21 protein-coding genes are annotated in these 24,587 nt (G+C 36.0%); 10 read left to right on the top strand and 11 right to left on the bottom strand.

Going from position 1 to position 24,587, the window contains the following annotated elements:
• Positions 1–493: 493 nt before the first annotated feature.
• On the bottom strand, positions 494–2,989 hold the full coding sequence (locus tag SBO79_RS02685) for an ABC transporter permease (RefSeq protein ID WP_318643404.1): 2,496 nt from the start codon (positions 2,987–2,989) through the stop codon (positions 494–496).
• A 46-nt stretch (positions 2,990–3,035) separates the two neighbouring features.
• Positions 3,036–3,725: an ABC transporter ATP-binding protein gene (locus SBO79_RS02680; protein WP_318641592.1), complete on the bottom strand. Its 690-nt coding sequence runs from the start codon at positions 3,723–3,725 to the stop codon at positions 3,036–3,038.
• 27 nt (positions 3,726–3,752) lie between these two features.
• On the opposite strand from SBO79_RS02680, the gene SBO79_RS02675 reads away from it, so the two are divergent.
• Entirely contained in the window at positions 3,753–4,502 is a 750-nt protein-coding gene (locus SBO79_RS02675) for an arylesterase (RefSeq protein ID WP_318641591.1), read from the top strand.
• A 116-nt stretch (positions 4,503–4,618) separates the two neighbouring features.
• On the opposite strand, the gene SBO79_RS02670 is transcribed toward SBO79_RS02675, so the two are convergent.
• Positions 4,619–6,874: a TonB-dependent receptor gene (locus SBO79_RS02670; RefSeq protein WP_318641590.1), complete on the bottom strand. Its 2,256-nt coding sequence runs from the start codon at positions 6,872–6,874 to the stop codon at positions 4,619–4,621.
• 249 nt (positions 6,875–7,123) lie between these two features.
• On the opposite strand from SBO79_RS02670, the gene SBO79_RS02665 reads away from it, so the two are divergent.
• Positions 7,124–7,777, top strand: a complete 654-nt coding sequence (locus SBO79_RS02665; protein ID WP_318641589.1) for a metal-dependent transcriptional regulator — start codon at positions 7,124–7,126, stop codon at positions 7,775–7,777.
• Positions 7,778–8,059: 282 nt separating this feature from the next.
• Here SBO79_RS02665 and SBO79_RS02660 read toward each other — a convergent pair whose 3' ends face one another.
• From SBO79_RS02660 to SBO79_RS02650, 3 genes are read right to left on the bottom strand one after another with little or no spacing between them, the layout of a single operon-like run.
• Entirely contained in the window at positions 8,060–8,392 is a 333-nt protein-coding gene (locus SBO79_RS02660) for a single-stranded DNA-binding protein (RefSeq protein WP_318641588.1), read from the bottom strand.
• 50 nt (positions 8,393–8,442) lie between these two features.
• Positions 8,443–8,781 (bottom strand): single-stranded DNA-binding protein, encoded by a 339-nt coding sequence (locus SBO79_RS02655; RefSeq protein ID WP_318641587.1) that lies wholly within the window; start codon positions 8,779–8,781, stop codon positions 8,443–8,445.
• Between the two features lie 53 nt (positions 8,782–8,834).
• On the bottom strand, positions 8,835–9,173 hold the full coding sequence (locus tag SBO79_RS02650) for a single-stranded DNA-binding protein (RefSeq protein ID WP_318641586.1): 339 nt from the start codon (positions 9,171–9,173) through the stop codon (positions 8,835–8,837).
• Between the two features lie 177 nt (positions 9,174–9,350).
• Between SBO79_RS02650 and SBO79_RS02645 the strand changes: the two genes are divergently transcribed.
• Genes SBO79_RS02645 through SBO79_RS02630 form a run of 4 tightly spaced genes read left to right on the top strand, consistent with a single transcriptional unit; the run spans position 9,351 to position 14,474 of the window.
• On the top strand, positions 9,351–10,877 hold the full coding sequence (locus tag SBO79_RS02645) for a bifunctional GNAT family N-acetyltransferase/carbon-nitrogen hydrolase family protein (protein ID WP_318641585.1): 1,527 nt from the start codon (positions 9,351–9,353) through the stop codon (positions 10,875–10,877).
• Between the two features lie 3 nt (positions 10,878–10,880).
• A complete protein-coding gene (locus SBO79_RS02640) occupies positions 10,881–11,231 on the top strand; it encodes a hypothetical protein (protein WP_318641584.1) in 351 nt (116 codons plus the stop codon).
• A gap of 21 nt (positions 11,232–11,252) precedes the next feature.
• Positions 11,253–13,664 (top strand): M28 family peptidase, encoded by a 2,412-nt coding sequence (locus tag SBO79_RS02635; RefSeq protein WP_318641583.1) that lies wholly within the window; start codon positions 11,253–11,255, stop codon positions 13,662–13,664.
• A gap of 9 nt (positions 13,665–13,673) precedes the next feature.
• The gene (locus tag SBO79_RS02630) at positions 13,674–14,474 is read left to right on the top strand and encodes a Rossmann-fold NAD(P)-binding domain-containing protein (RefSeq protein ID WP_318641582.1); all 801 of its coding nucleotides are present in this window, start codon (positions 13,674–13,676) and stop codon (positions 14,472–14,474) included.
• Between the two features lie 54 nt (positions 14,475–14,528).
• Here SBO79_RS02630 and SBO79_RS02625 read toward each other — a convergent pair whose 3' ends face one another.
• Positions 14,529–16,589, bottom strand: a complete 2,061-nt coding sequence (locus tag SBO79_RS02625) for a M13 family metallopeptidase (RefSeq protein WP_318641581.1) — start codon at positions 16,587–16,589, stop codon at positions 14,529–14,531.
• 128 nt (positions 16,590–16,717) lie between these two features.
• Between SBO79_RS02625 and SBO79_RS02620 the strand changes: the two genes are divergently transcribed.
• The 4 genes from SBO79_RS02620 to SBO79_RS02605 all read left to right on the top strand — a co-directional run bounded on the left by SBO79_RS02620 (position 16,718) and on the right by SBO79_RS02605 (position 19,937).
• Positions 16,718–17,392 (top strand): SCO family protein, encoded by a 675-nt coding sequence (locus SBO79_RS02620; protein WP_318641580.1) that lies wholly within the window; start codon positions 16,718–16,720, stop codon positions 17,390–17,392.
• Positions 17,393–17,457: 65 nt separating this feature from the next.
• Complete coding sequence (locus tag SBO79_RS02615; protein ID WP_318641579.1) at positions 17,458–17,691, top strand: FeoA family protein; 234 nt, start codon at positions 17,458–17,460, stop codon at positions 17,689–17,691.
• 8 nt (positions 17,692–17,699) lie between these two features.
• Complete coding sequence (feoB, locus tag SBO79_RS02610; RefSeq protein WP_318641578.1) at positions 17,700–19,805, top strand: ferrous iron transport protein B; 2,106 nt, start codon at positions 17,700–17,702, stop codon at positions 19,803–19,805.
• Positions 19,806–19,811: 6 nt separating this feature from the next.
• Positions 19,812–19,937, top strand: a complete 126-nt coding sequence (locus SBO79_RS02605; protein WP_406600239.1) for a FeoB-associated Cys-rich membrane protein — start codon at positions 19,812–19,814, stop codon at positions 19,935–19,937.
• A gap of 13 nt (positions 19,938–19,950) precedes the next feature.
• Here SBO79_RS02605 and SBO79_RS02600 read toward each other — a convergent pair whose 3' ends face one another.
• The 4 genes from SBO79_RS02600 to SBO79_RS02585 all read right to left on the bottom strand — a co-directional run bounded on the left by SBO79_RS02600 (position 19,951) and on the right by SBO79_RS02585 (position 24,283).
• Positions 19,951–20,955, bottom strand: coding sequence for a metal-dependent hydrolase (locus SBO79_RS02600; protein WP_318641577.1), 1,005 nt, complete (start codon positions 20,953–20,955; stop codon positions 19,951–19,953).
• A 456-nt stretch (positions 20,956–21,411) separates the two neighbouring features.
• Positions 21,412–21,558 carry a hypothetical protein gene (locus tag SBO79_RS02595; protein ID WP_318641576.1) on the bottom strand — a complete coding sequence of 49 codons (147 nt, stop codon included), beginning with the start codon at positions 21,556–21,558 and terminating at the stop codon, positions 21,412–21,414.
• Positions 21,559–21,789: 231 nt separating this feature from the next.
• Entirely contained in the window at positions 21,790–22,389 is a 600-nt protein-coding gene (locus SBO79_RS02590; RefSeq protein ID WP_318641575.1) for an REP-associated tyrosine transposase, read from the bottom strand.
• A 475-nt stretch (positions 22,390–22,864) separates the two neighbouring features.
• Entirely contained in the window at positions 22,865–24,283 is a 1,419-nt protein-coding gene (locus SBO79_RS02585) for an SDR family oxidoreductase (RefSeq protein ID WP_318641574.1), read from the bottom strand.
• Between the last annotated feature and the right edge of the window lie 304 nt (positions 24,284–24,587).

Genomic DNA, 24,587 nt, shown 5'->3' with positions numbered 1-24,587 from the left:
AAGCAATAAATGCTATTTAAAAGAATTCTAAATAATAAATAATAAAATTTTAAAAGACTATTGAACAGCGTTTTATATTTTTTAATTTTTTAAAAAATAAATAGGGATAGTCATAATATTCAGTTTTAAATCTATGTTTTTATTAAAAATTAATTAATAAAAAGTATTAAATATAATTTCTAAGTAAAAAAGGAGTGAATTGTATAAATTCAGAAAAAATAGTAAGTGTCAATGATATTTACTTCAATAATTGAAAAATTTCTCAGAAAAACGGCTGGAATTGCAAATTTTTGAAGTCTTACGATCCAAATCATAGAATACTTGGGAAGAGATATTTTGTTTTGGCCGCCTTGACCTAATTAAAAATTTTCTCAGATTTAATAACTGTAGAAGTAATCATATGAACAGGAAAAATAACTTTGCGTAGTAATCAAAAGGAGCAAAATCGAACTTCTAATTCAATTTTGCTCCTCTAAATTTATTATATATATATCTAAACTGTCTTCCTTAGAATTTCTAAAGGAGAACTATTTAAAACTTCTCGAATATTGCTTAAACCAATTGCTACTACCAAAATAGAAATTCCCGGTATAAATACTAAAAATGGAATCCAAGATGGCACAAAGGGCTCTTGGAAAACGAAAAATGCCAGTAGAAAACTACTTAGTAAGGCTAACAATATTCCCAATGCACTGCCCAGTACTCCCAAAAGCAAATATTCTAATGCGGTAATTTTCAAGATTTGTTTATTGGTAGCGCCCAAAGTTCGAAGCAAGACGCTTTCTTTAATACGTTGATATTTACTCGTACGGACCGATCCAATCAAAACGATGATTCCAGTAAAAATGCTGAAAATTGCCATAAAATTTATTACCCAAGAAACCTTGTTCAAAATTCCTTCCACAATAGTGTAGACCTGCCGTAAATCAATTACAGTAACATTCGGAAACTTTGTTACCAATTTTGCTTGCAAATTTGCCGACTCTTTCTCAGTTGCGGCGTAGGTTGTTAAAACATTAAATTGAGGGGCATCTTCCAAAACTCCTGCCGGAAAAACGATGGTGAAATTTAGTTGAAGGTTTGCCCAATCCACTTTCCTAATACTACCAACAACTACTTTTTTAAGTACTCCTTGTATATTAAAAACAATATAATCTCCGACGGTTACATTGGCATCTTTGGCTAGATTATCAGAAATAGAAATTGCCACTTCTTTATTACTTTTTTGTGTTCCATTCCATTTGCCTTCTATAACTTCTTCAGATTTTGTGAGCGCACTGCGATAGGTGGTTCTGAATTCGTGATTTAGAACCCAACTTTTTATTTGCGATGTAGTATCTGCTCTTAAAGTATTTGCCAGTTTATCGTTTATACTATGAATTTGCATTGTCACGATTGGAATAGAATCCAACACCGGAAAATCGTTGGAAGTAAATAATTTCTGAACCGAAATCAATTGATCTTTTTGAACGTCCAAAGCAATTAAATTTGCTTGTTTGCTAGACTGATTTAAGGCAGTTTTCTCAAGTAGAATATCTTTTGTAAAAAAAAGTGTGCTAACTAAAAAGGTTCCCAATCCAATCGCTACCAACAAAACCAAGGTTTGATTATTGGGTCGATACAAATTAAGCAATGCTTGCCTTGAAGTAAATTGAGCATCTTTTGGAAAGTATTTTTTAACCAATTTCATTGTTCCAATGGCAATTCCTGCAAGAATCGCAAAAGTTATAAAAACAGCCACAATAAAGGCGAGAGCAAATAGCCAATCTTTTAGTAACCAAAATGAAAAAGCGTAGAGAAACAAAATAATTACCGCGATTGAGATGTATTGAGCTTTGTTTGAATCTTTGTTATCAACGGGTTCTTGAGTTCTCAAAACTTCCAAAGGCGACACATACCAAGTGCGTAATAATGGAAGCAATGCAAATAATACTGACATTATTAAACCTAAAAAAACGCCCATAATCAATGGTTGCACGCTTATACTGATGTCTAAATCAAAAGGTAAAAATTCTTTTAAGATTAGCGGGAAAATTTGCTGCAAGACTACGCCAATCCCAGTTCCTATAATTCCTCCTAGAATTCCTATGCCCGCAATTTGGATTAGGAAAATCAAAAAGCTTTGTTTTCGGCTTGCTCCCAAACATTTTAATACTGCAATGGCACTTATTTTTTCTTTGATGTAAATATTTACCGAGCTTGCAATTCCAACGCATCCTAATAGCAGTGCGATAAATGCCGTGAGATTTAAAAAAGAACCCACATTTTGGTAATTTCGACCCAATCTTTCGCTGGAACTTAGGTGTGTTTTCAAACTTATGTCTTGGGCATCGAGAATTGGTTCTAAGCGTTTTTCTAAGGCTACTAAATCAGTATTTGGTTGATTAAAGAAATATTGATATTCCTTTCTACTGCCTTGCTGAAGTAGCTCGGTTTTCTTTACAAATCGATACGGAATAATCACTAATGGCGCCACCGAACTCGAAATCGCATTATCGCCAGGAATGGCCTTTAAAGTTCCGGAAATGGGAAGTTTTACGAGTCCTACTTTTATTGAATCTCCTGGTTTGATGCCGTATTGTAAGAGTAAAGTGGCGTCTACCAATGCACCTCCGTCTCTTTGGTAAATATCAGCTGCCATTGTTGGCGTAGTTTCAATTTCGCCATAAAATGGAAAATTACCATCTATAGCGCGAACTCGAACAAGTTTTGTTCCGTTATTTTTTGGAAAATTTATCATCGACACAAACCGGACTTCCTGAGCATCAGGTTTTAATGAATCGATAATTTTCTGCGCACGATCATTTGGAAGTTGTCGACTTTCAATCACAAAATCGGCACCGAGTAGCGATTTAGATTGCCCCTTTATAGTATCGCTTAAATTTTGACTGAATAGCTGAATAGAAACAACTGCAGCAATTCCTAATACAATAGATGCCATAAATAGCAGCAAACGCACTCTGCTTGCTTTGGCATCGCGCCATGCCATTTTGAAAAGCCAGGCTGTATTATTTTTAGATTTTAAATTGCTCATTTTAGACATGTTGCGTTTTTTGGTTGCTCAAAATATGTCCGCCTTTAAGCCGTAAAATCTGCTGTGTTCTCGAAGCTAATTCCAAGTCGTGCGTAATAATAACCAGCGTGGTTCCGGCATCTTTATTAAGGTCAAAGAGCAACTGAATTACCTTTTCGCCCGTTTCTTCATCTAAATTTCCTGTCGGTTCATCAGCAAAGAGAATAGAAGGTCTATTAGCAAAGGCTCTTGCCAAAGCAACTCGTTGCTGTTCACCTCCAGATAATTGTGATGGATAATGTTGCATTCTATTTCCCAATCCTACTTTTTCTAATAATTCTTTTGACCTAGCCACTGCATCTTTCGCGCCTTGCAATTCTAAAGGGACACTCACATTTTCGAGTGCAGTTAATGTTGGCAGCAGTTGGAAATTTTGAAAAATAAATCCTACTTCTTTGTTTCGAAGCTGCGCACGTTCATCCTCGCTCAGAGAAGTTAAGGAATAACCGCAAAGTTCAACCGTTCCCGAAGTGGGTTGGTCTAAGCCGGCACACAAACCCAGCAAGGTGGTCTTACCGCTGCCGGAAGGACCTACGATAGAAAATGTCTGTCCTTTTTGTATTTCAAAAGTTACACCTTGAAGTACCGTTAATTGGTTCGAACCACTGATGTAACTTTTTTCAAGCCCGCTAATCTTTAGTATATTTGTCATTCAAAAAATATATAATCATTTAATAATATGCTGAAGCCTAAAACTACTCAAACTTTATCAGATAGCTTTCGATTTATAAATCAGAAGCTCATAAAGTTTTGTTATTTCGCTACTATGCTCGTGTTGCTTTCCTGTGGTGATAAAACAAAAAGCAACAGCGCCGCAGACGAGAAAAACGAAGCAGCTGAGGAAAATACTGCCGAAGGCGCGGGCAAAAAAACCATTTTATTTTTCGGAGATAGTATCACCGCTGGCTATGGTCTGGAAGATACTAAGAATGCTTTTCCGTGGCTGATTCAATCTAAAATAGATTCTCTCAGTTTAGATTATCAAGTAATCAATTCGGGTGTGAGCGGCGAGACTTCAGCGGGAGGAAAAGGTAGAATAGACTGGATTCTAAATCAAGATATCGACGTTTTTGTTTTGGAGCTTGGCGCTAATGATGGACTTCGTGGAGTACCGCTGACGGAAACCAAATCAAATTTGCAAGCCATTATTAATGCTGTAAAGTCAAAGAACCCCGAAACTAAAATTGTCTTAGCTGGAATGCAAATGCCTCCAAACATGGGACAAGATTATGCTTCTGGATTCAAAGCTATTTTTTATGATTTGGCCAAAGAAAATAAAATCTTCTTTATTCCATTTATTTTAAAAGATGTGGGTGGAATTGCTGCATTAAATCAACGAGATGGCATTCACCCCACAGAAGAAGGTCATGAAATTCTGGCTTCAACAGTTTGGGAAACACTTTCTCCAATTCTTAATACTCGCAAATAAACAAGCTTAATAAGTGATCTATTCAAAGCCGGCAGATTTTTAAGTAGCCTGAATATATTTGGCGAAAGCCTTAAAAAAAAGAGTGCAGACGTAAAAATTTGCACTCTTTTATAAATTTATTCAAGCGTATATCGTATGCCAATAAAGCTTCTGATGCCTTGATTGGGTCCATAAACATAGCTAGGATCGAAGGTCAAAGCATACGGATTTTCGGATGTTGCCATTATCGACCCGTCATTGTTGTAACTAACATTCTTATCGAATGGATCGTTGGCGCGGGCAATAATAAATGGATTTCCCTTATTAGGTGTCCAATTAAGTAGATTCTTGACACCTCCGTAAATTTCGAAATTTTTAAATTTATCGTATGTAAATTGAATATTCTGGATGCTAAAAGTTTCTGAATACTCATTTCGAGGATCAAGTGGTCCCAAAAGCGGGAGTCGCATCTTGCCGTAAACATTTCCGGTATAATCGACTTCGAGATTCCAAGGTCTTATTTTGTAAGAAATAGCCCAGGTTCCGGAGAATTTTTCAGTTAAAATTTGATTGGTTGTTATTTGATTTTCGGTTTTTTCGACATTCATATATGTTGCTCCTAGAATGAATTTTAGGCCGCTGGTCAAAACTAAATCGGCGTTGGCTGACATTCCTAAGGTATTGGCGTGACCGTTAAGGTTTTTGTAGATGATTTTGTTTGGATCGCTATCGTAATCCGGCGTAATTTGATTGGTGAAATAAGTAAACCAAGCGGCGGCCTCAAAACTTACAAAAGTGCCATTGTCCGAATATATTTTTTTTAAGAAATTGATATTGACATTGTAGGACTGCTCAGGCTTTAAGTTTTCGAGAATAACCACATCCCTAGCGCCCGATAATGCGGCATGTTCTTCAGTAAAAATATTCACGATTCTAAAACCAGTTCCAGCATTTAAGCGAAAAATATCGTGCTCATTAATTTTCCATTTGTAAGCAAATCTAGGAGTAAAAATTGAACCGTGATTGTCATTGTAATCGTAACGGGCGCCTAAAAGTATGCTGTGTTTCTCGCTAAATTTCATTTCATCCTGAATAAATATTCCCGGAATCCAATTTTGCTCGGCAACTTCGGTTGCGGGTGTATTGTCATTATAATATTGATAGCGAACTGCGGCGCCAAATAGTAGGTCGTGGTTGCTGAGTTTTTTGTCCCAAGTAAGTTGAGTGAATCCTATTTTCTGCTGCGCCATATAGGGAGTATCGCCATAAAAGGAGTTCTGATCGTGATTGGTATAAGAAAATGATAGCAGCATTTTTTCGGCCATTGGTAATTCGTAAGCACCAATTGCTTCCCAGCGTTTGGTAAAAATACTTTCGCCGTACACTTCGTCGCCACCTCGATATCCGCGATTAAAGTGCATTTCGCCGCCCCACCGATCTTCATAGAAAAATCGTCCCGCGAGCGAAAATAATTTGTAATCGTCCCGCTGAAAATTAAATTTCTGAAAAACTGATATCCTGTCTTGCAAGGTGACATCGGTAAAATTATCGTGATTATTATCAATTGGATTGCTGTAATTGAAGTAATTCACGCCTGTTAAACTAGAAATATTGTCGGCTAAATTTGCTTTAAATCCTAAATCGGTGTTGACTTCTCCCCAACTCGTTCCAAAAATATCTGCAGAAAACAGTGGTGCCTTCAATGGATTCTTGGTTATAATATTTATTAATCCGCCCACGGCTTCACTTCCATAGAGAGAAGATGCGGGCCCCTTTACAATTTCGATCCGATCTAGTAACGAATTGGGAATCCCAGATAGGCCGTATACAGATGAAAGTCCACTAACAATGGGCATTCCGTCAATGAGTACCAAAGTGTATGGACCTTCCAGACCATTGATGTGAATATCTCCAGTATTACAAATGTTGCAATTGAGCTGTGGCCGGACGCCGTTGACGTTTTGCAACCCTTCAAATATATTAGCGGTGGGATTTTTTTTGAAGAAACTTGCACTATAAACTTCCACGGGTACCAAGCTTTCCATTCGGCTCACGGCTTTCATAGTTCCTGTGATTACCACTTCGTCGAGACTAATGTCTTCTTTAAGATTAAAATTTAAATTCAAAATTTCTCCGTCGGTGAGTCTGATTTTCTTTTTTTGAGTTCTGTAATTGATGTAGGAGACAATTATTTCGTAATCGCCATTTGGAATGTTTTCAAAGCTGTATTGCCCTTGCTCATTGGTGGTGGTAGTGATGTTTGCATTTGCCAAAGCCACATTGACACCTCCAAATCTATCAAACTCTGCGGTTATGGTTCCGCTTATTTTATTCTGCGACCAAGCAATACTAGTGATTAAAAGTAATAGTAGTATGAATAAACTTATTTTCATTTTTAGATATGTATTAAATATTATTTAGGCAAATCTAACATATAATTTTATTATATTAGCTATATGTAAAATAAGATTTAGACAAGTCTAAAAAAACTGAATAGAATTTTTACTATTTGTAAGGGTAGGGGAATAGTTGGGATTCCGATATCGTAAAATGCTAACTCCTAATTTTCGCTTTTAGAGTTGTCTAAAATAGTACTGTCTTCCTATTAAATTTTTGTACTTTTACTTTCTTAAAACAATTCAATGACACATTCTGCAGAAAATTATCTAAAGACGATTTATCACTTATCGCAGGCAAGTCCTGATGGCGTTTCGACCAATGCGATTGCTGCTATGCTTGACACGAAGGCTTCTTCGGTTACAGATATGATAAAGAAGTTAGCAGAAAGAGATTTGATTCTTTATCAAAAATATCAAGGAGTTGTGTTGACCGAAGGAGGAAAGATGGCAGCGAAAATGATTGTGCGCAAGCATCGATTGTGGGAAGTCTTTTTGGTAGAAATATTAGATTTCTCCTGGGATGAAGTGCATGAAATTGCAGAAGAATTGGAGCATATTAAATCTGAGAAATTAATCGAAAAACTGTCGGCATTCTTAAATCACCCAACTTTAGACCCTCACGGAGATCCTATTCCAAATTCAAAAGGAGAAATTCCCACCGTTGAAAAAAAGTTACTATCTGAAATTGAGGTCGGCAAAGACGCGGTTTGCGTTGGAGTTAAAGATACATCTACGGCTTTTTTGAAATACTTAAACAAAAACGGAATAGCATTAGGCGAAGATTTGAAGATTTTGTCTAAAGAAGAATTTGACGGGTCAATGGTATTAAAAGTTGGTAATCACGAAATTACCATTTCGAACAAGATTGCCAATAATCTTTTTGTAAAGAAGAAGTAGTATTTACTGAAATTAGTGAGATTCCCCTTGCGCTGAAAGCAGAATAATAAATTAAGGTACATCTTCGGAAGTTATAACCCATTGTTGTTGGATTAATACCTACTTTATTAGAACAATTAAAAAAAAGTATTTCGCTCTAGAAGGTGCAATATCAACTATTAAGTAAGCAAAATTCTTTGGACGAAAGCCAAAAAAAGATCAATGAAGTGGATTGAAAAACTTCAAAACCTTTCATTGATCTGTGATCTTAATTGGCAAATCTTGCAACGGCTTATCCTCATATTACTTTCCTAGCAGCACGACCTCGTTAATAGTCACCTCTGTGATGAATTTCTTTTCTCCATTTTTATCATCGTACGTGCGGTGAGTCAACTTACCATCGACGGCGATTTCTTTGCCTTTTTTTACAAATTGCTCAATAATTTCGGCGGTATTTCCCCAAGCAGTGAGACGATGCCACTCCGTTTGTTCCACTTTTTCGCCTTTTGCATTTTTGTAGTGATCATTGGTAGCTAGCGTAATTGTGGCTAATTTTCGTCCACCTTCAAATGTTTTGATTTCTGGATCGTTTCCTACGTGTCCAATCAACTGTACTCTGTTTCTTAAATTATTCATGGCGTTTAAATTTTGTATTAGTAAGGCTTTTATATTTTTTCGTTCTAGATTTAGGATTGTTTACCGAGCATTACAACTTCAGCAACGGTTACTTCGGTAATAAACTTTTTTTCTCCACTTTTGTCTTCGTAACTACGGTGAGTCAATTTGCCGCTTACTGCGATTTCCTTCCCTTTTTTTACATATTTCTCGATAATGTCGGCGGTTGCTCCCCAGGCTGTCAACCGATGCCACTCGGTTTGTTCTACTCTTTCGCCTTTGGCATTTTTATAATGATCATTGGTGGCAAGTGTAATTGTGGCAAGTTTATTTCCACCTTCAAATGTTTTGATTTCTGGATCGTTTCCTACGTGTCCAATCAACTGTACTCTGTTTCTTAAATTATTCATGGCGTTTAAATTTTAGTATTAGTAAGGCTTTTATATTTTTTTTCGTTCTAGATTTATGATTGTTTACCGAGCAAAACTAGCTCATTGATTATTACATCTGTTACAAATCGTTTTTCTCCATTTTTATCATCGTAACTACGGTGTGAAAGTTTGCCTTCAATGGCTATTTCCTTCCCTTTCTTTACAAACTGCTCAATGATTTCGGCGGTTGGTCCCCAAGCAGTTAAACGATGCCACTCGGTTTGCTCTACTCTTTCACCTTTGGCATTGGTATAGTAGTCATTGGTGGCTAAAGTGATGTTGGCCAATTTTCTACCTCCTTCTAATGTTTTGATTTCTGGATCGTTTCCTACGTGTCCAATCAACTGTACTCTGTTTCTTAAATTGTTCATGGCTTGTACTATTTATTTGTTATTATTTCTACGTGATGATTGTTGTTTCAAATCAACATTGCAAAGATGTGACGGCTTTCAAAACTTAATCGGTTGAAAAACAATTGATTTCGTTTATTATTGTTTGTAAACGTTTGTAAATGGAATGAGATTATTTATATTTGTCAAAAAAGATAGATGCAGACTAAGATTAATAAAGTAGAACTTCGAAACTTACAAATAGAAGATTACAAAGAATTGAAGACTTCGATGATGGAGTCGTATGCCGAAATGGCCGAAAATTACTGGCGTGAGGAAGATATTGAAAAGCTTTTAAAAATTTTTCCGGAAGGTCAATTGGTAATTTTGGTTGATGATGTTGTAGTAGGATCGGCTTTATCTTTAATAGTTAATGAAAGAATAGTTTACAAACCTCATAATTATAATACCATTACAGGAAACTGCACCTTCTCTACTCACAACGAAAATGCAGAAATTTTGTACGGAATTGATGTTTTTATTCATCCCAAGTACAGAGGACTTCGTTTGGGACGAAGATTGTATGATGCTCGAAAAGAAATTTGTGAGAATTTAAATCTCAAAGCGGTGGTATTTGCAGGGCGTATACCTAGTTACTTGCAATACGCGGATGAATTTACACCCAAGGTTTATATTGAAAAAGTGAAACAAAAGGAACTTTACGATCCTGTACTCTCTTTTCAGTTAAGCAATGATTTTCACGTGGTGCGAATTATGAAAAACTATTTAGAGGGTGATAAAAGTTCCAAAGAATTTGCGGTATTGCTGGAGTGGAATAATATATACTATGACGAAAGTCCAAAGATAATTAATGTAGAAAAAGATATTATTCGCCTTGGATTGGTTCAATGGCAAATGAGATCTCTCAACAATCTTGAAGAATTTTTCGAACAATCTGAATTTTTTGTTGATGTAGTTTCGGGGTACGGCTGTGATTTCGCGCTTTTTCCAGAATTATTTATTGCACCATTGATGGCCGATTACAATCATATGCAAGAAGCAGATGCCATACGTGAAATCGCCAAACACACCACTGCAATTCGCAAACGCTTTCAAGAGTTTGCAATTTCCTACAATATAAATATCATTACCGGAAGTATGCCATTTCTTGATGAAGATGGGCACTTATATAATGTGGGATTTCTTTGCAAAAGAGACGGTACATCAGAAATGTATACCAAAATTCATATAACTCCTAATGAAGTGAGCCATTGGGGAATGCAAGGTGGCTCCAACATTAGAACATTTGATACAGATTGTGGTAAGATTGGAATTATGATTTGTTATGATGTTGAATTTCCAGAAATGGCGCGAATTATGGCCGACGAAGGGATGAATATTCTCTTTGTTCCATTTCTAACCGACACTCAAAATGGATTTACTCGAGTAAAAATCTGTGCACAAGCAAGAGCTGTAGAAAATGAGTGTTATGTCGCAATTGCAGGATGTGTTGGAAATCTTCCAAAGGTGAATAATATGGATATTCAATATGCTCAAACAGCAGTTTTTACACCTTCTGATTTTGCATTCCCAAGCAACGGAATTAAAGCAGAAACTACTCCAAATACTGAAATGACCTTAATTGTTGATGTGGATTTACGACTATTAAAGGAATTGCATGAATATGGAAGTGTACGAATCTTGAAAGATCGTCGCACCGATTTATATCAAATAAAAAAGAAGTAAATTATGAAAACATGTCTGGAATGCGATGAGAAGATAATTGGTAGGGAAGACAAAAAATTTTGTAGCGATGGCTGTCGCAATTCTTACAATAACAAAATCAACAAGGACAGTAATAATTATATGCGCAACATAAACAATAAGTTGCGCAAAAATTATCGCATTTTGCTGTCTATCAATACCGATCAAAAAATCAAAACTTCCAGATCAAAACTTTTAAGTAAAGGTTTTGATTTTGACTACTTTACTAATATCTTGCGTACAAATACAGGGAATACATATTATTTTTTGTATGATCAGGGTTATATGCTTTTGGACAATGACTTTCTAATAATTGTCAAAAAAGAATTACATTAGAATCTACTTAAAATCTTCCTTATGAAAAATAGATTTGCCTCGATTATCACTCTGATTGTCTTTATAATAGTACTCACGACCGTCTATTTCTCAATGATGCCACATTTCTATTCAGAAGAATTGGCGCCGCTCTCAGATTTCTCGGTAAAACGAGCAGTAGAACACATCGATGTCATTGCCGAGAAACCTCATTATGTAGGATCTGAAGCACATTCGGATGTTGCAATTTACCTCCAGAAAGAATTACGTGAGCTTGGTCTTTCACCTGAAATTCAGGAAGGAACTACACTGTCTGACTGGGGAAATTTGGTAAAATCTCGAAATATTATTGCCAAGATTAAAGGTACTAACAATAGCAAGGCTTTAATGTTACTATCGCATTACGATAGTGCGCCACATTCCTATTCTCACGGTGCAGCCGATAATGCAACTGGAGTTGCTACGATATTGGAAGGTGTGCGCGCTTATTTGCACAATAAAACTTCTCATAAAAATGATATTATTATTCTGTTTTCAGATGCTGAAGAGTTGGGATTAAATGGTGCCGCACTTTTTGCAACCAATAATAATTGGGCCAAGGAAATTGGTTTAGTTCTAAATTTTGAAGCTCGTGGTACCGCTGGCCCAAGCTATATGCTAATGGAAGTAAATGATGGTAATGCTGCGATGATTAAGGAATTTGCTGCTGCAAAAACAAGATATCCAGCTAGCAATTCGTTAATGTACAGTATCTACAAAATGCTTCCCAACGATACCGATCTCACCGTTTTTAGAGAGCAGGGCAAGATTCCAGGATTTAATTTTGCCTTTATTGATGATCATTTCAACTACCATACAGCCCAGGATGACTCCAAACATTTAAGCCATAATTCACTTGCTCATCAAGGATCATATTTGATGCCATTGCTAAATCACTTTGGAAATGCCGATCTCAAAGCACAGAATTCGGCCGACGACGATGTATATTTTAATACACCTTTCTTCTTTTTTCATTATTCTTTTTCGTGGAATTATATTTTGGTTGGAATTACAAGCATTATATTTCTTTTTCTTCTATTTATAGGACTTGGAAAGAGAGTTTTAACTCCGTCAGAAATTGGAAAAGGATTTATAGTCCTAATTGCAACTTTGCTTGTAGTAGGGTTGTCATCATTTTTATTATGGAAATTTATTGTGGTAATCTATCCAGAATATACTGAAATTCTTCAAGGATTTACCTATAATGGACATAGCTATATAGTCGCTTTTATTGCTTTGAGTATTGCTATTGGTTTCTTATTTTATGGCCACGCCAAGTCTGAAGCTACAATTATAAATTACTCTGTAGCGCCAATTTCATTTTGGATTCTTATTAATCTTGGAATAGCAATTTTTCTGCCTGGAGCAGGATTTTTTATAATTCCTGTTTTGTCTGTGCTTATTATGTTTGGCTTTTTTGTAATAACACAAAAATCAAATCTCGCTATTAATTTGCTAGCGGCAGTTCCCGCACTTATAATTCTGGTGCCATTTATTGTTTTATTTCCAATAGGTTTAGGACTCAAAATTCTTTTTGGCTCTTCACTATTAGCACTATTAATTTTCAGTTTAATTTTGCCATTAGTAGGGTCATTTTCTCATAAGTGGTTTTGGTCTGCAGGAATGTTTCTAGTTGCATTTGGATCCTTGATGCACGCTCATATGAAATCTGGTTTTGGAGATACCACTGCCAAGCCAAATAGTATGTTGTATGTTTATAATGTAGAAATGGATAAAGCAGTCTGGGCATCTTACGATAAAATCCTCGATGACTGGACTAAAATTTATATTACAGATACCGTTGCAAATTCAAGATTCTTAAATGACTATCCGCTTTTCAGCAAATACAATTCGGATGTAGTTTATACTTCTCCCGCATTAGTTAGAAATATTCCCGAACCGACCATTTATTTTGAAAAAGATTCAGTTGTTGGAAAAAATCGATTTGTAAAAATCCGAATTACTCCAAATCGTCGGGTGAATAGAATTGATATTTTTGCAAATGAGAATATTGAATTTAGAGATTTCAAAGCAAATAATGCTTCTGCATTAGGTCAGAAAGGTCCAATCTATCCTAGAAATGGCAAAAAAATAATCAGTTATTATGTTGTTGATAATGATCCACTGCTTCTTGAATTCACAGTAAACAATGAGACTGTTCTTGATATGAGTATGATGGAATCGTCGTTTGATTTGATGACAAATCCTTTATTTGGCATGCGAAAAAGAAATACTTGGATGATGCCAAAACCGTTTATTCTCAATGATGCAGTTGTTCAAATCAAAAAGATAAATCCAATTCCGAGATTATATATTCCGCAATTGAGTCCAGAATTAAGGCTGAGAGCCGAAGATAGAAACGATACGATTCGAGATATGGACAATATTCCGTTGCCAACATCTTCTGACCTTTAAAAAAAAAATATGAAACAAGTAAGTATTTTAGGCTGCGGTTGGCTGGGGTTTCCATTGGCAAAATCATTCATCCAAAAAGACTGGATCGTAAAAGGTTCAACAACCTCATTAGATAAGATGGAAGTTTTAAAACAAGCCAAGATTATTCCCTATCAGATTGAGCTTTCGGTCGACGACGTTTCAGGCGAGTTTAAAGAATTTTTAAAAGGTTCTGACATACTTATTATTAATATTCCACCTCAAATAAAAACTGCAAAAGGTCCTTTTGTCGAAAAGATGAAACTATTGATGCCAATCATTAAAGGATCTACAATTTCAAAATTGCTTTTCGTTAGTTCAACTTCTGTCTACTCTGATAAAGACGGAGTAGTTACCGAAAAATCAAATCGCGATGGATCCACAGAATCAGGAACGCAGTTGATCGAAACAGAAAAATATCTGGAAAATTTAGATTTCTTGCAGACCACTATCGTACGTTTCGGCGGATTAATTGGAGCAGACAGAAATCCCGCAAAATATTTAGCTGGACGTAAAGGAGTGGATAGTCCGAATGCTGCAGTAAACCTAATAGATCAGCAAGATTGTATTGCAATTATTCACGCAATTATCGATAAGGAGGCTTGGGGAACCTCATTTAATGCTGCGACTCCAGATCATCCTACAAAGGAAGATTACTATACTAGAAAAACTTTAGAAGCTAATTTAGAGCCACCTTCTTTTGATTACTCAAATCTTGGAACTGGGAAAATAATCTCTTCAGAAAAGCTAATCAAAGAACTCGATTATCATTTTAAAACCTCGAAGCTATAAACAAAAAATCCCAGTATAAGCCGGGATTTTTTTTATAATTATAACTGGAAATTACTACCAGATTTTAACTCTATCTGATGGTTTTAAATACATTCCGTCTCCTTCTTTAATATTAAATGCTTCGTAAAAAGCATCCACATTTTGAAGTGGCACAAATGCTCTAAACATTCCAGGAGAGTGTGGATCAGTTTTTACTTGAGATTTAATTGCTTCATCTCTCATTTTTGTACGCCAGATTGTAGCCCACGAAATAAAGAAACGTTGTTCAGCTGTCAATCCATCTATAAGTGGTGCTGGTCCATTTTCCTTTAAGAAAATCTGCAGTCCATCGTAAGCAGAATTCACGCCACCAAGATCGCCAATGTTTTCTCCAAGGGTAAATTTACCATCTACAAATATTCCAGGTAGTGGCTCAAGTGCAGAATATTGGTCAGCTAAAGCTTTTCCTAATGCAGTAAATTCAGTTAAATCTTTTTCAGTCCACCAGTTTACTAGATTACCATCGGCGTTATATCTTGAACCGGAATCATCAAATCCGTGAGAAATTTCGTGTCCAATTACAGCACCAATTCCACCGTAGTTTACAGCTTCATCAGCTTTATAATTGTAGAAAGGTGGTTGTAAGATTGCTGCTGGAAATACAATCTCATTAAATGACGGATTAAAATAAGCATTTACAGTTTGTGGCGACATTCCCCAACGGTCTTTATCAACAGGTTTTTGCAAATCAGCAATATTTTCTTCAAATCGCCACTGTGAATAACGTTTCATATTATCAAAATAGTTTCCGTCTTTGTCAGTACTTAAAAGGACAAGTTTTGAATAGTCTTTCCACTTATCAGGATAGCCAATTTTTACGCGCGATTTCTGTAGTTTTTCAATTGCACTCACTCTTGTTTCAGGACTCATCCAAGTAAGATTGTTAATTCTGTTTTCGAAAGCTTTAAAAACATTCTTAATCATCTTTTCCGCTTTTACTTTAGCTTCAGCTGGAAATTTTTTCTCAACATAAAGTTTACCCAAAGCTTCACCTACCGTTCCGTTTACAACTTGCAACGCTCGCTCTTCACGAGGTCGTTGTTTCATCGCTCCAGTTAATGTTTTTCCGTAAAAATCAAAATTAGTATCTTCAATTTCTGTAGAGAGTAGGCTTGCAGACCCATTTAATAGTGTCCATTTCATATATGCTTTCCAGGCTGCAACATCACCTTTTGCAACGATGTCTTGAAATGCAGTCATATATTTAGGTTGAGAGACGATAAGTGTATCCACTTTTGCAACTCCAACTCCGGTTAAATAAGTGTTCCAATTTATCGCAGGAGTCAATTTTTGCAAGTCAGCCACCGTCATTGGGTTGTATGATTTTCTGCGGTCTCTTCTCTCCACGCGGTCAAGGCGAGGTGCAGACATTGCTGTCTCAATGGCCAAAATTCTTTCGGCATTCTTTTTTGCTGTAGCAGGATTATCGCCTACAAAAGCCAGCATCTTTGCAACATGGGTTTCATACTTTGCGCGCTTTTCTTTTGAATCAGCATCGTCAGACATATAATAATCGCGGTCAGGCAATCCTAAAGAACCAGGGCCAATGTATAAAACATTTGTGTTGCTGTCTTTTGCGTCTGGACCAACATAAACGCCCATAAATCCAACTCCACCAATTGGCTCCATTTCAATTAATAAAGCCTGTAGGTCTTTTGCATTCTTGACAGCATCAATTTTCTTTAAATAAGGTTTTAATGGAGAGATTCCAAGTTTATTTCTTTTTGCAACATCCATTACAGATTCAAATACGATTACTGCTTTCCCTTGATCAGTAGTTGCAGAATAGGCGTGATTTGAGGCTGCTTCTTTCAAAATTGCAAGTGCATCTTCGTCTGTACGTTGTCTTAGTTCGTCAAAACTTCCCCAACGCGTTCTATCGGCAGGAATTTCTGTTTTGTCTAGCCAAGCACCATTTACATATCTGAAAAAGTCATTTGAGGCTTTGCTCGACTTATCCATGTAAGAAATATTGATTCCAGGCTCTTCCTTCGCTTTTTCCTGTGCAGTTACAGTCGAAATACCAACTAAAATTGGCAGGGCGAAAAGTAAATTTCTTTTTATAGATATACTCATTCTTATTTTAGATTATTATTAGTTTTACAAAAATACGTTTTAATCTCACTTAATCTAATAGTTTAACTTTGGGTTAAATGTCTCGCGTTGCGCAAGCTATTTTGTACTTTTGCCAAAAATATTTTACTATGTGGGAAATTTTCAAAAAGTATAAAATTTATTTCGGGACAATGTTAATAGTTTCGATTGTAACATTAACACTTTTTTTTAACGCATTAACGCCCCAAAAATCCCTCCCAATCTACAATCCGTCGATGGTAAATCCTGAACTTGTAGATACGACCATTCAATATATTGCCAGAAATCATACAATTGGGGATTTTTCTTTTCTAAATCAAAATGGCGAAAAAATAACCCAAGCAGACTACGACAATAAAGTGTATGTGGCCGACTTCTTTTTTACCACTTGTCCCACGATTTGTATTGCAATGACAGATAATATGGTTCGGATTCAGGAAGCACTCAAAGATGATAAGAACGTTAAGCTACTATCATTCTCTGTAACCCCCGAAATTGATAGTGTTCCTGTATTAAAAGCGTACGCCTTAGAAAAAGGAGTTATAGATTCGAAATGGAATTTACTGACGGGCGATAAGAAAGAGATTTATACGCTTGCGCGAAAGTCATATCTTGTGGTCAAAGAAGGAAAGCCAGAGGAATTATACGATATGGTTCATACCGAAAATTTCGTGCTTGTAGATCGTAAAAAAAGAGTTCGCGGTTTTTATGATGGTACTAAAACAGAAGATGTTGATAGATTAATTGAAGATATAAAATGGCTTTCTACACGAAAGAAAAATTAAGAATCTTTCGCTATCCTTTGTCAACAATAATCCGTACTTTTGCGCTTATTCAATCTAAATAAACATTGAAAACTACAATAAGTAATCTTAAAATTGGTGATCATGCCACAATCATGGAATTTGATGTTGACAGCATTCCTCTCAAATTATTGGAAATGGGTTGCTTGCCAGGGAATTTGGTCGAATTAATTCAAATTGCTCCTTTTGGAGATCCTTTATACTTGAACATTAATGGCTCACACCTAGCCATCCGAATCGAGACAGCATCACAGATTGTTGTTGATGTGCATCCCAAATAGACTTTATAATGAGCGATCATCATATTAAAATTGCCTTAATCGGTAATCCAAATACCGGAAAAACTTCCGTTTTTAATCAACTTACTGGCCTCAATCAACAAGTGGGGAATTATCCGGGCATTACCGTCGAAAAAAAGATGGGTCATTGCAAACTTGCCTCTCATATCAAAGCAGACATTTTAGATTTGCCAGGTACCTACAGTCTAAATGCTAGTTCGATTGATGAGAATGTGGTTATTGAGCTGTTGCTAAATAGAAATGATCCAAATTTTCCTGATGTCGCGGTTGTAGTTTCGGATGTTGAAAATCTTAAACGAAATTTACTATTATTTACCCAAATTAAGGATTTAGAAATTCCGACGATTCTTGCCATCAATATGGCAGATAGAATGGAGTATAAAGGAATTTCACTAGATATTCCTCATTTAGAAAAAGAATTAAATACTAGAATTGCACTTATAAGTTCCAGAAAAGGCTACGGAATTGATAAATTAAAAAAATTAATTTTAGAATACGAAGAATTATCTACTGAGCCATGCTTGAATGCCTCCAGTATCGATCCTGAGTATTTTAGCAAATTAGCGAAAGCTTTCCCAAACCAGCTTTTGTACAAATTATGGCTTGTAATTACACAAGATGTCAATTTCTTAAATCTAGAACGAAATGAAATTCGAAATACATTTACCAAAACACATTCTGATTTAAAACGACTCCAACAGAAAGAGACTATCAAAAGATATCAATTTATCAATGATGTTCTTAAAGTGGGTCAGACCATAAACCTTGAAACGGCAAAAGACTTCCGTATAAAACTTGACAAAGTTTTGACCCATAGAGTCTGGGGCTATGCTATTTTCTTCGCAATACTATTTGTGATTTTCCAAGCAATTTTCAATTGGTCAGAAATTCCAATGGACTTTATCGATGAGTCTTTTGCTTCGTTAAGTGCATACACCGAAAATAACTTGCCTGCTGGTGTATTTACAAATCTACTAGCACAGGGAATTATTCCGGGTATTGGAGGAATTATCATATTTATACCACAGATTGCATTTTTATTTCTGTTCATTTCGCTGCTCGAAGAAAGTGGTTATATGAGTAGAGTAGTGTTTTTGATGGACAAATTAATGCGGAAATTTGGTCTTAGCGGAAAAAGCGTCGTACCACTAATTTCTGGTACTGCCTGTGCTATTCCGGCGATTATGGCAACTCGAAATATTGAAAATTGGAAAGAACGACTAATAACTATTCTGGTTGTACCTTTTACAACCTGTTCAGCAAGACTTCCTGTTTATGCCATAATTATTTCTTTGGTTATTCCAGACAAGAGTTTATTTGGATTTTTGAACCTTCAAGGACTTGTCTTAATGGCATTATACCTGATGGGATTTGGAATGGCAATTATATCCGCTTGGATTCTTAATATGGTTTTGAAAGTAAAAGGCAAAACATTTTTTGTGGTAGAAATGCCAAATTATAAAATGCCACTATTAAAGAATGTTGGACTAAATGTCATCGAAAAAACCAAAGCTTTCGTCTTTGGTGCAGGTAAAATCATTCTCGCAATCTCAGTAGTATTGTGGTTTCTGGCTTCTTATGGCCCTGGAAACAACTTCAATAATGCCGAACAAGTAGTTTCAGAAAACGCACAATCTCAAGGTCTTGATTATACTCAAGACGATCTAGATCATGAAGTAGCATCATTTAAATTGAGACATTCATATATTGGGATAATGGGTAAAGCAATCGAGCCTGTAATTAAACCTTTGGGGTACGATTGGAAAATCGGAATTGCGGTTATCACATCATTTGCGGCGAGAGAAGTTTTTGTGGGGACTCTAGCAACAATTTACAGCGTTGGCGATAGTGGAAATGACACAACCATAAAAAAGAAAATGTCTGAAGAAATTGATCCATATACAGGAAAAAAAGTATTTAACTTTGCCACAGGTATATCGTTGTTACTATTTTATGCTTTTGCAATGCAGTGTGCAAGTACGATAGCGATTACCAAAAAAGAAACCAATGGTTGGAAATGGCCGATGATACAGCTTTTCGGGATGACCGGATTTGCCTACATTCTAGCATTCATCGCCTACCAACTTTTAAAATAATTGATTATGATCCAAGAAATTTTAGCAGGTGCAGCGCTCGTTATAGCTGTTGGGTTTTTAGTGAGAAAATTCTTTTTTAAGAGAAAGAGAAAGCAGGAATCTAGTGATTGCGGCAATTGTGCAGGTCATTAAATTCTGCTAATTCTTAATTTCCACCAATCCTTTTCAATAAAGTTTTTAAAGTCGCCATTCCTTGTTGACGGCTTTTCTTAACTTCCTTTGCGGTATATTCTCCACTTTCGTTTGGAATAAGTTCGTAGCTAAAAGCAAATTGTTGCTGATTATCCAAGGTCGAAATAAGTCCAAATCTAAGGTCGTTAAAAAAATATTTATTATCGTTTTCGCTAATAATATACCAACCTTCAGAAATATCGATTAACTTCTGAACCACTACTTGGTCTTTAAATTTCGCGTTCAGTTCGTGACTTTTAGGATATGCATCAAACTGAATTGGCTGTGAATCGAAAAACGAATATGTTCCAATAAAATATTCTTGTTCATTTTGCCCGTGAGCATTCCACAAAATCAAACTTAGCAATCCCGGTTTTACCGACATTTCAGTATACGGAATGTTCTGCCGAGCAGTGGCTTTTTCAAATTTAGCGTAAGCGAACATTTTCAAAGCCATTCCCAAAATAAGGTAGCTACTGCTAATAATTAATCCCCAACTATTCCATTTTCTGCGTATTGGAGACAGTTTTGGCAATCTAACCGCCATAATCAGACAAAATAGCAATGGCAAAGTATAAAGAAAATCTACTACAGCGACTGATTTAAATGCGACACGAACTTCCGATGGCCAGAAGAGTTGAACACCCCATGAAGTACAACTGTCGAGTAGAGAATGCGTAAGTAAAACCCAAAACACCATCGAAGTGGCATTAGTAAATGTAATGAATTTCTGTTTTTCAAGTTTATAAATCAACCATCCGAAGATTGGCGAAACTATTAAAAACAGCAAAATCGAATGACTGATTCCGCGATGGAAAGCAACGGCATCTACATCGTCAAAAAAGAATCCTGAAAGCACGTCAAGATCTGGCAAAGTCCCGAAAATTGCTCCATAAATCAATGCTTTATTTCCCAAAGTCTTTCCGCTTATCTTTTCGGCCACCGCCGCACCCAAAACAATTTGTGTAATAGAATCCATAAAGCGAAAATACAGATTTATAAATTGAAGTAACTTTAAGTTTTTTTACTTCGATAATTTTTCATTCTAATGCCGTATTGTTGCAGCTCTTTGATGGTCTCTGACCTCGAAGCAATTTTTTGCTTTTTTTATTCGATAAGTTTTTCGTTTTGATGCCGTGCTGATGATGCTCTTTGATGGTCTCTGACCTCGAAGCAGATTTTTGTCTTTTTTACTTTGATAAGTTCTTCATTCTGATGCCATGCTGCTGACGCGCAGCTCTTCGATGGTCCCGCTTATCTTTCCGGCGACCGCCGCACCCAAAATAATCTGTGTAATAGAATCCATAAAGCGAAAATACAGAATTATAAATTGAAGTAACTTTTAGTTTTTTTTACTTCGATAAGTTTTCGTTCTGTTGCTGTATTGTTGCAGCTCTTCGATGGTCTCTGACATCGAAGCAACTTTTTGCTTTTTTTATTCGATAAGTTTTTCATTTTTGATGCCGTGCTGATGATGCTCTTCGATGGTCTCTGACCTCGAAAGAACTTTTGGACTTATTTGCTTTGACAATTTTTTCATTCTAGTGTAGCACTTATGCAGCTCTTCGATGGTCTCTGACATCGAAGCAGATTTTTGTCTTTTTTACTTTGATAAGTTTTTCATTCTGATGCCGTGCTGATGATGCTCTTCGATGGTCTATGACCTCGAAGGAACTTTTTGTCTTTTTTACTTTGATAAGTTTTTCGTTTTGATGCCGTGCTGATGATACTCTTCGATGGTCTCTGACCTCGAAGGAACTTCTCGTTGCAGTTGAATTAAATAATTCTTGTATTAACTTAAAATTCGTCAATTTTAATATAAATCAAATCTTTGAACATTTTTTAAATTTGAAGTGTCTATAATAGGATTATCTGCTTTTAGAATAGCTATTAAGCCTGAGTTATTAATATAATTACTAGCACTTGAATAAACGTAATGCGAAGCTTTTTCTACTAAACCAGCACGTACAGGATTAAGATGAATATAATCAAGTTTTGACCACATAAAATTATTTGAATATATTTCCTCAGGATGATTACCATATTGCCAAAACTGATAGTATTTATTTCTAGAATGACTTTCGGTTGATAATTTAAATCTTTCTAACATCCATTCTCTTCGACTTTCGGGCTCTGTTTGAATTTTATCCAAAATACTGGCAGCTGTAAATTTTTTATAGTCTCGAATTAAATCAGATAGCTTATCCTCTTTTGACTGAATTATTAAATGGATATGATTACTCATAATTACATAGCCATATACCATCATTGCTTTATTATTTATGCAATAAATTAGACTTTCAATTAGCACATCACGATATATTTTCCGAGAGAATACGTCAATCCAATCTACAACCGTCATTGTTACAAAATGTGGAAGTGCTTGATTTCTAATTTTATAACCATCATTCATTTCTGTTTTTATATAAATGTAGAAAAAAATAATCTAGTTTCCTTGCTTTAGATATTTTGAAAATTAAAACAATCGATGGCAATAGTAGCTTAGAGTTTAAATAGGAATATACGCTGCTTCGAGGTCAGAGACCATCGAAGAGCAGCCTTCGAAGAGCGATTGTGTATAATAGGAATATACGCTACTTCGAGGTCAGAGACCATCGAAGAGCAAGTGTCGAAGAGCGATTAGGATAGTTTAAAGTTTAAATATGAATATGTGCGGCTTCAAGGTCAGAGACCATAGAAGAGCAGCCATCGAAGAGAAAGTGTCCAAGAGAGGTTATTAAATATAAAAATAAGAATGGGTTTAGAAAAGACAGCCAATAAAACATTTATATCAATTAATGTCAACAGTCTCGATCACCCAACTATTTCAAATTGACAGTCACTGTCTTGCTATCAACAAGCTCAACCACCGTCATTGTAAATACATCTTACTTCACAATATTATTAATCATCTTCTTAAACAGCACTCCGTGAAATGGCAATACAGAATACCAATAAACTCGACCCCACAATCCAAGTGGGCGGAAGGTGGCAGTTTGGGTCAAAGTATTGTCTTCATCCAATTTGAATTCTAGCCAAGCCTCACCAGGAAGCTTCATTTCGGCGAATAGTAGTAAACGTTGATCTTCCTTGTCAGAAATTAGAACTCGCCAGAAATCCAATGTTTCGCCTACACGAATGTCAGTAGGGCTTCTACGTCCGCGGCGAAGTCCAACCCCACCTACAATCTGATCCATAAATCCGCGAATCTTCCAGAGCCAGTCTCCATAATACCAACCAGTTTCTCCACCTATTGCCCAAATTCTATTTAATGTTTGTTCAGGGTTTTCAGTTTTGCGAGTGCGAACATCCTTAAAGCAACCATAGGTTGGAACTTCCATATACTGTTGCATACCACGGCGGAAAATATTTGAAGTCTGAGCATCTTTCCAACTAGATAAAACTTGATTTTGTTCAATTTTGTCGAAGGCAAGGTTGATGGCTTTTGAATAGGTTAGGAGTTTAATATGTAAATCCGTAGCCAAGTCATTTGGTTCAGCAATTACCTCAATTTTCATACTATCAACAAGATTTTTCGCCAGTGCGTAAGACGTTGATGTTACAAAATACAACCAATACGACGACAGGCGTGGAGTCATTATCGGCACAACGTAGATATATCGCTTCAGGCCACGAATCTCTGCAAATTTTAGTAACATCTCTTTATAGGTAAGAATATCAGGTCCACCAATATCAAAGCTAGCATCATAAGCTTTTTTGTGGCCAATTACTCCTACCAGAAACTCCACCACATTTCTGATGGCAATTGGTTGGCATTTGGTTTTTAACCAAATGGGAGTAATCATTACTGGCAGTTTTTCTACAAGATCTCGTATGATTTCAAAAGAAGCACTTCCAGAACCTACAATTATGCCCGCTCTTAAAGTTGTCAACGGAATAGTGGAGCGCGAAATTATCGTTTCTACATTCATTCGTGAACTTAGATGTTTGGAAAGTTCTTGATCGTTTACAATTCCGCTCAAATAGATTATTTGCTGTGCATTGGTTTCTTGAATTCTGTCGATAAAATTTTCTGCACAAATCTGCTCCATATCTTCAAAAGAACCAGAGTTAGTAGACATAGAATGTATCAGATAATAAGCGATATCAATATCTTGGGGAATATTTTTCAATGTTTTTTTATCAAGAAAATCCACTTCGGCAACTTCAATATTGGGAGAATTATATTGATTTCTGAAACGTCTTGCATCTCGAGCGGTACACACTATGTGATGTCCTTGCTCTAATAAAACTGGCAAAAGTCGTTGCGCAATATATCCAGTTGCTCCGGTAAGTAATATTTTCATAAATCAGAAATTTTGAGTTTGTGAGCTTTTGAAATTTTGAATAATCCTTCTATTTCAAACTTCCACTAAAGTTAGTAAGATACTGCCGCAGTTGCGCACGGTTGTTACAAAATTTGCAGTTTATTTCTGATATGTTTTTTAAAAAATCAAACTTTAAATTAGTCTTAGTGAATTATGATTTCCATAATCTTGGATTTCAGATTACTCCTGAAGTAGTCGACAGTATTAAAGGTAATTAGCGCAGTAAATCCTTTTCTAACCATTATTTTCGGTATGAAAGGTGGAATGTTTAGTCCGCCCAAGA

The organism is Flavobacterium ardleyense (assembly GCF_033547075.1).
In the GTDB taxonomy this organism is placed as follows: Bacteria; Bacteroidota; Bacteroidia; order Flavobacteriales; family Flavobacteriaceae; genus Flavobacterium; species Flavobacterium ardleyense_A.
The sequence above is the reverse complement of the archived record's forward strand: the minus strand, read 5'-3'. Positions and strand labels throughout refer to the sequence as shown.

Coding starts and splice junctions, on each gene's coding strand:
- SBO79_RS02685 (WP_318643404.1), bottom strand. CDS start 2,989: ATGGCATGGCGCGATGCCAAAGCAAGCAGAGTGCGTTTGCTGCTATTT.
- SBO79_RS02600 (WP_318641577.1), bottom strand. CDS start 20,955: ATGGATTCTATTACACAAATTGTTTTGGGTGCGGCGGTGGCCGAAAAG.
- SBO79_RS02650 (WP_318641586.1), bottom strand. CDS start 9,173: ATGAACAATTTAAGAAACAGAGTACAGTTGATTGGACACGTAGGAAAC.
- SBO79_RS02590 (WP_318641575.1), bottom strand. CDS start 22,389: ATGAATGATGGTTATAAAATTAGAAATCAAGCACTTCCACATTTTGTA.
- feoB (WP_318641578.1), top strand. CDS start 17,700: ATGAGCGATCATCATATTAAAATTGCCTTAATCGGTAATCCAAATACC.
- SBO79_RS02595 (WP_318641576.1), bottom strand. CDS start 21,558: ATGTCAGAGACCATCGAAGAGCTGCATAAGTGCTACACTAGAATGAAA.
- SBO79_RS02625 (WP_318641581.1), bottom strand. CDS start 16,589: ATGAGTATATCTATAAAAAGAAATTTACTTTTCGCCCTGCCAATTTTA.
- SBO79_RS02640 (WP_318641584.1), top strand. CDS start 10,881: ATGAAAACATGTCTGGAATGCGATGAGAAGATAATTGGTAGGGAAGAC.
- SBO79_RS02620 (WP_318641580.1), top strand. CDS start 16,718: ATGTGGGAAATTTTCAAAAAGTATAAAATTTATTTCGGGACAATGTTA.
- SBO79_RS02680 (WP_318641592.1), bottom strand. CDS start 3,725: ATGACAAATATACTAAAGATTAGCGGGCTTGAAAAAAGTTACATCAGT.
- SBO79_RS02635 (WP_318641583.1), top strand. CDS start 11,253: ATGAAAAATAGATTTGCCTCGATTATCACTCTGATTGTCTTTATAATA.
- SBO79_RS02605 (WP_406600239.1), top strand. CDS start 19,812: ATGATCCAAGAAATTTTAGCAGGTGCAGCGCTCGTTATAGCTGTTGGG.
- SBO79_RS02665 (WP_318641589.1), top strand. CDS start 7,124: ATGACACATTCTGCAGAAAATTATCTAAAGACGATTTATCACTTATCG.
- SBO79_RS02675 (WP_318641591.1), top strand. CDS start 3,753: ATGCTGAAGCCTAAAACTACTCAAACTTTATCAGATAGCTTTCGATTT.
- SBO79_RS02655 (WP_318641587.1), bottom strand. CDS start 8,781: ATGAATAATTTAAGAAACAGAGTACAGTTGATTGGACACGTAGGAAAC.
- SBO79_RS02670 (WP_318641590.1), bottom strand. CDS start 6,874: ATGAAAATAAGTTTATTCATACTACTATTACTTTTAATCACTAGTATT.
- SBO79_RS02660 (WP_318641588.1), bottom strand. CDS start 8,392: ATGAATAATTTAAGAAACAGAGTACAGTTGATTGGACACGTAGGAAAC.
- SBO79_RS02645 (WP_318641585.1), top strand. CDS start 9,351: ATGCAGACTAAGATTAATAAAGTAGAACTTCGAAACTTACAAATAGAA.
- SBO79_RS02630 (WP_318641582.1), top strand. CDS start 13,674: ATGAAACAAGTAAGTATTTTAGGCTGCGGTTGGCTGGGGTTTCCATTG.
- SBO79_RS02585 (WP_318641574.1), bottom strand. CDS start 24,283: ATGAAAATATTACTTACCGGAGCAACTGGATATATTGCGCAACGACTT.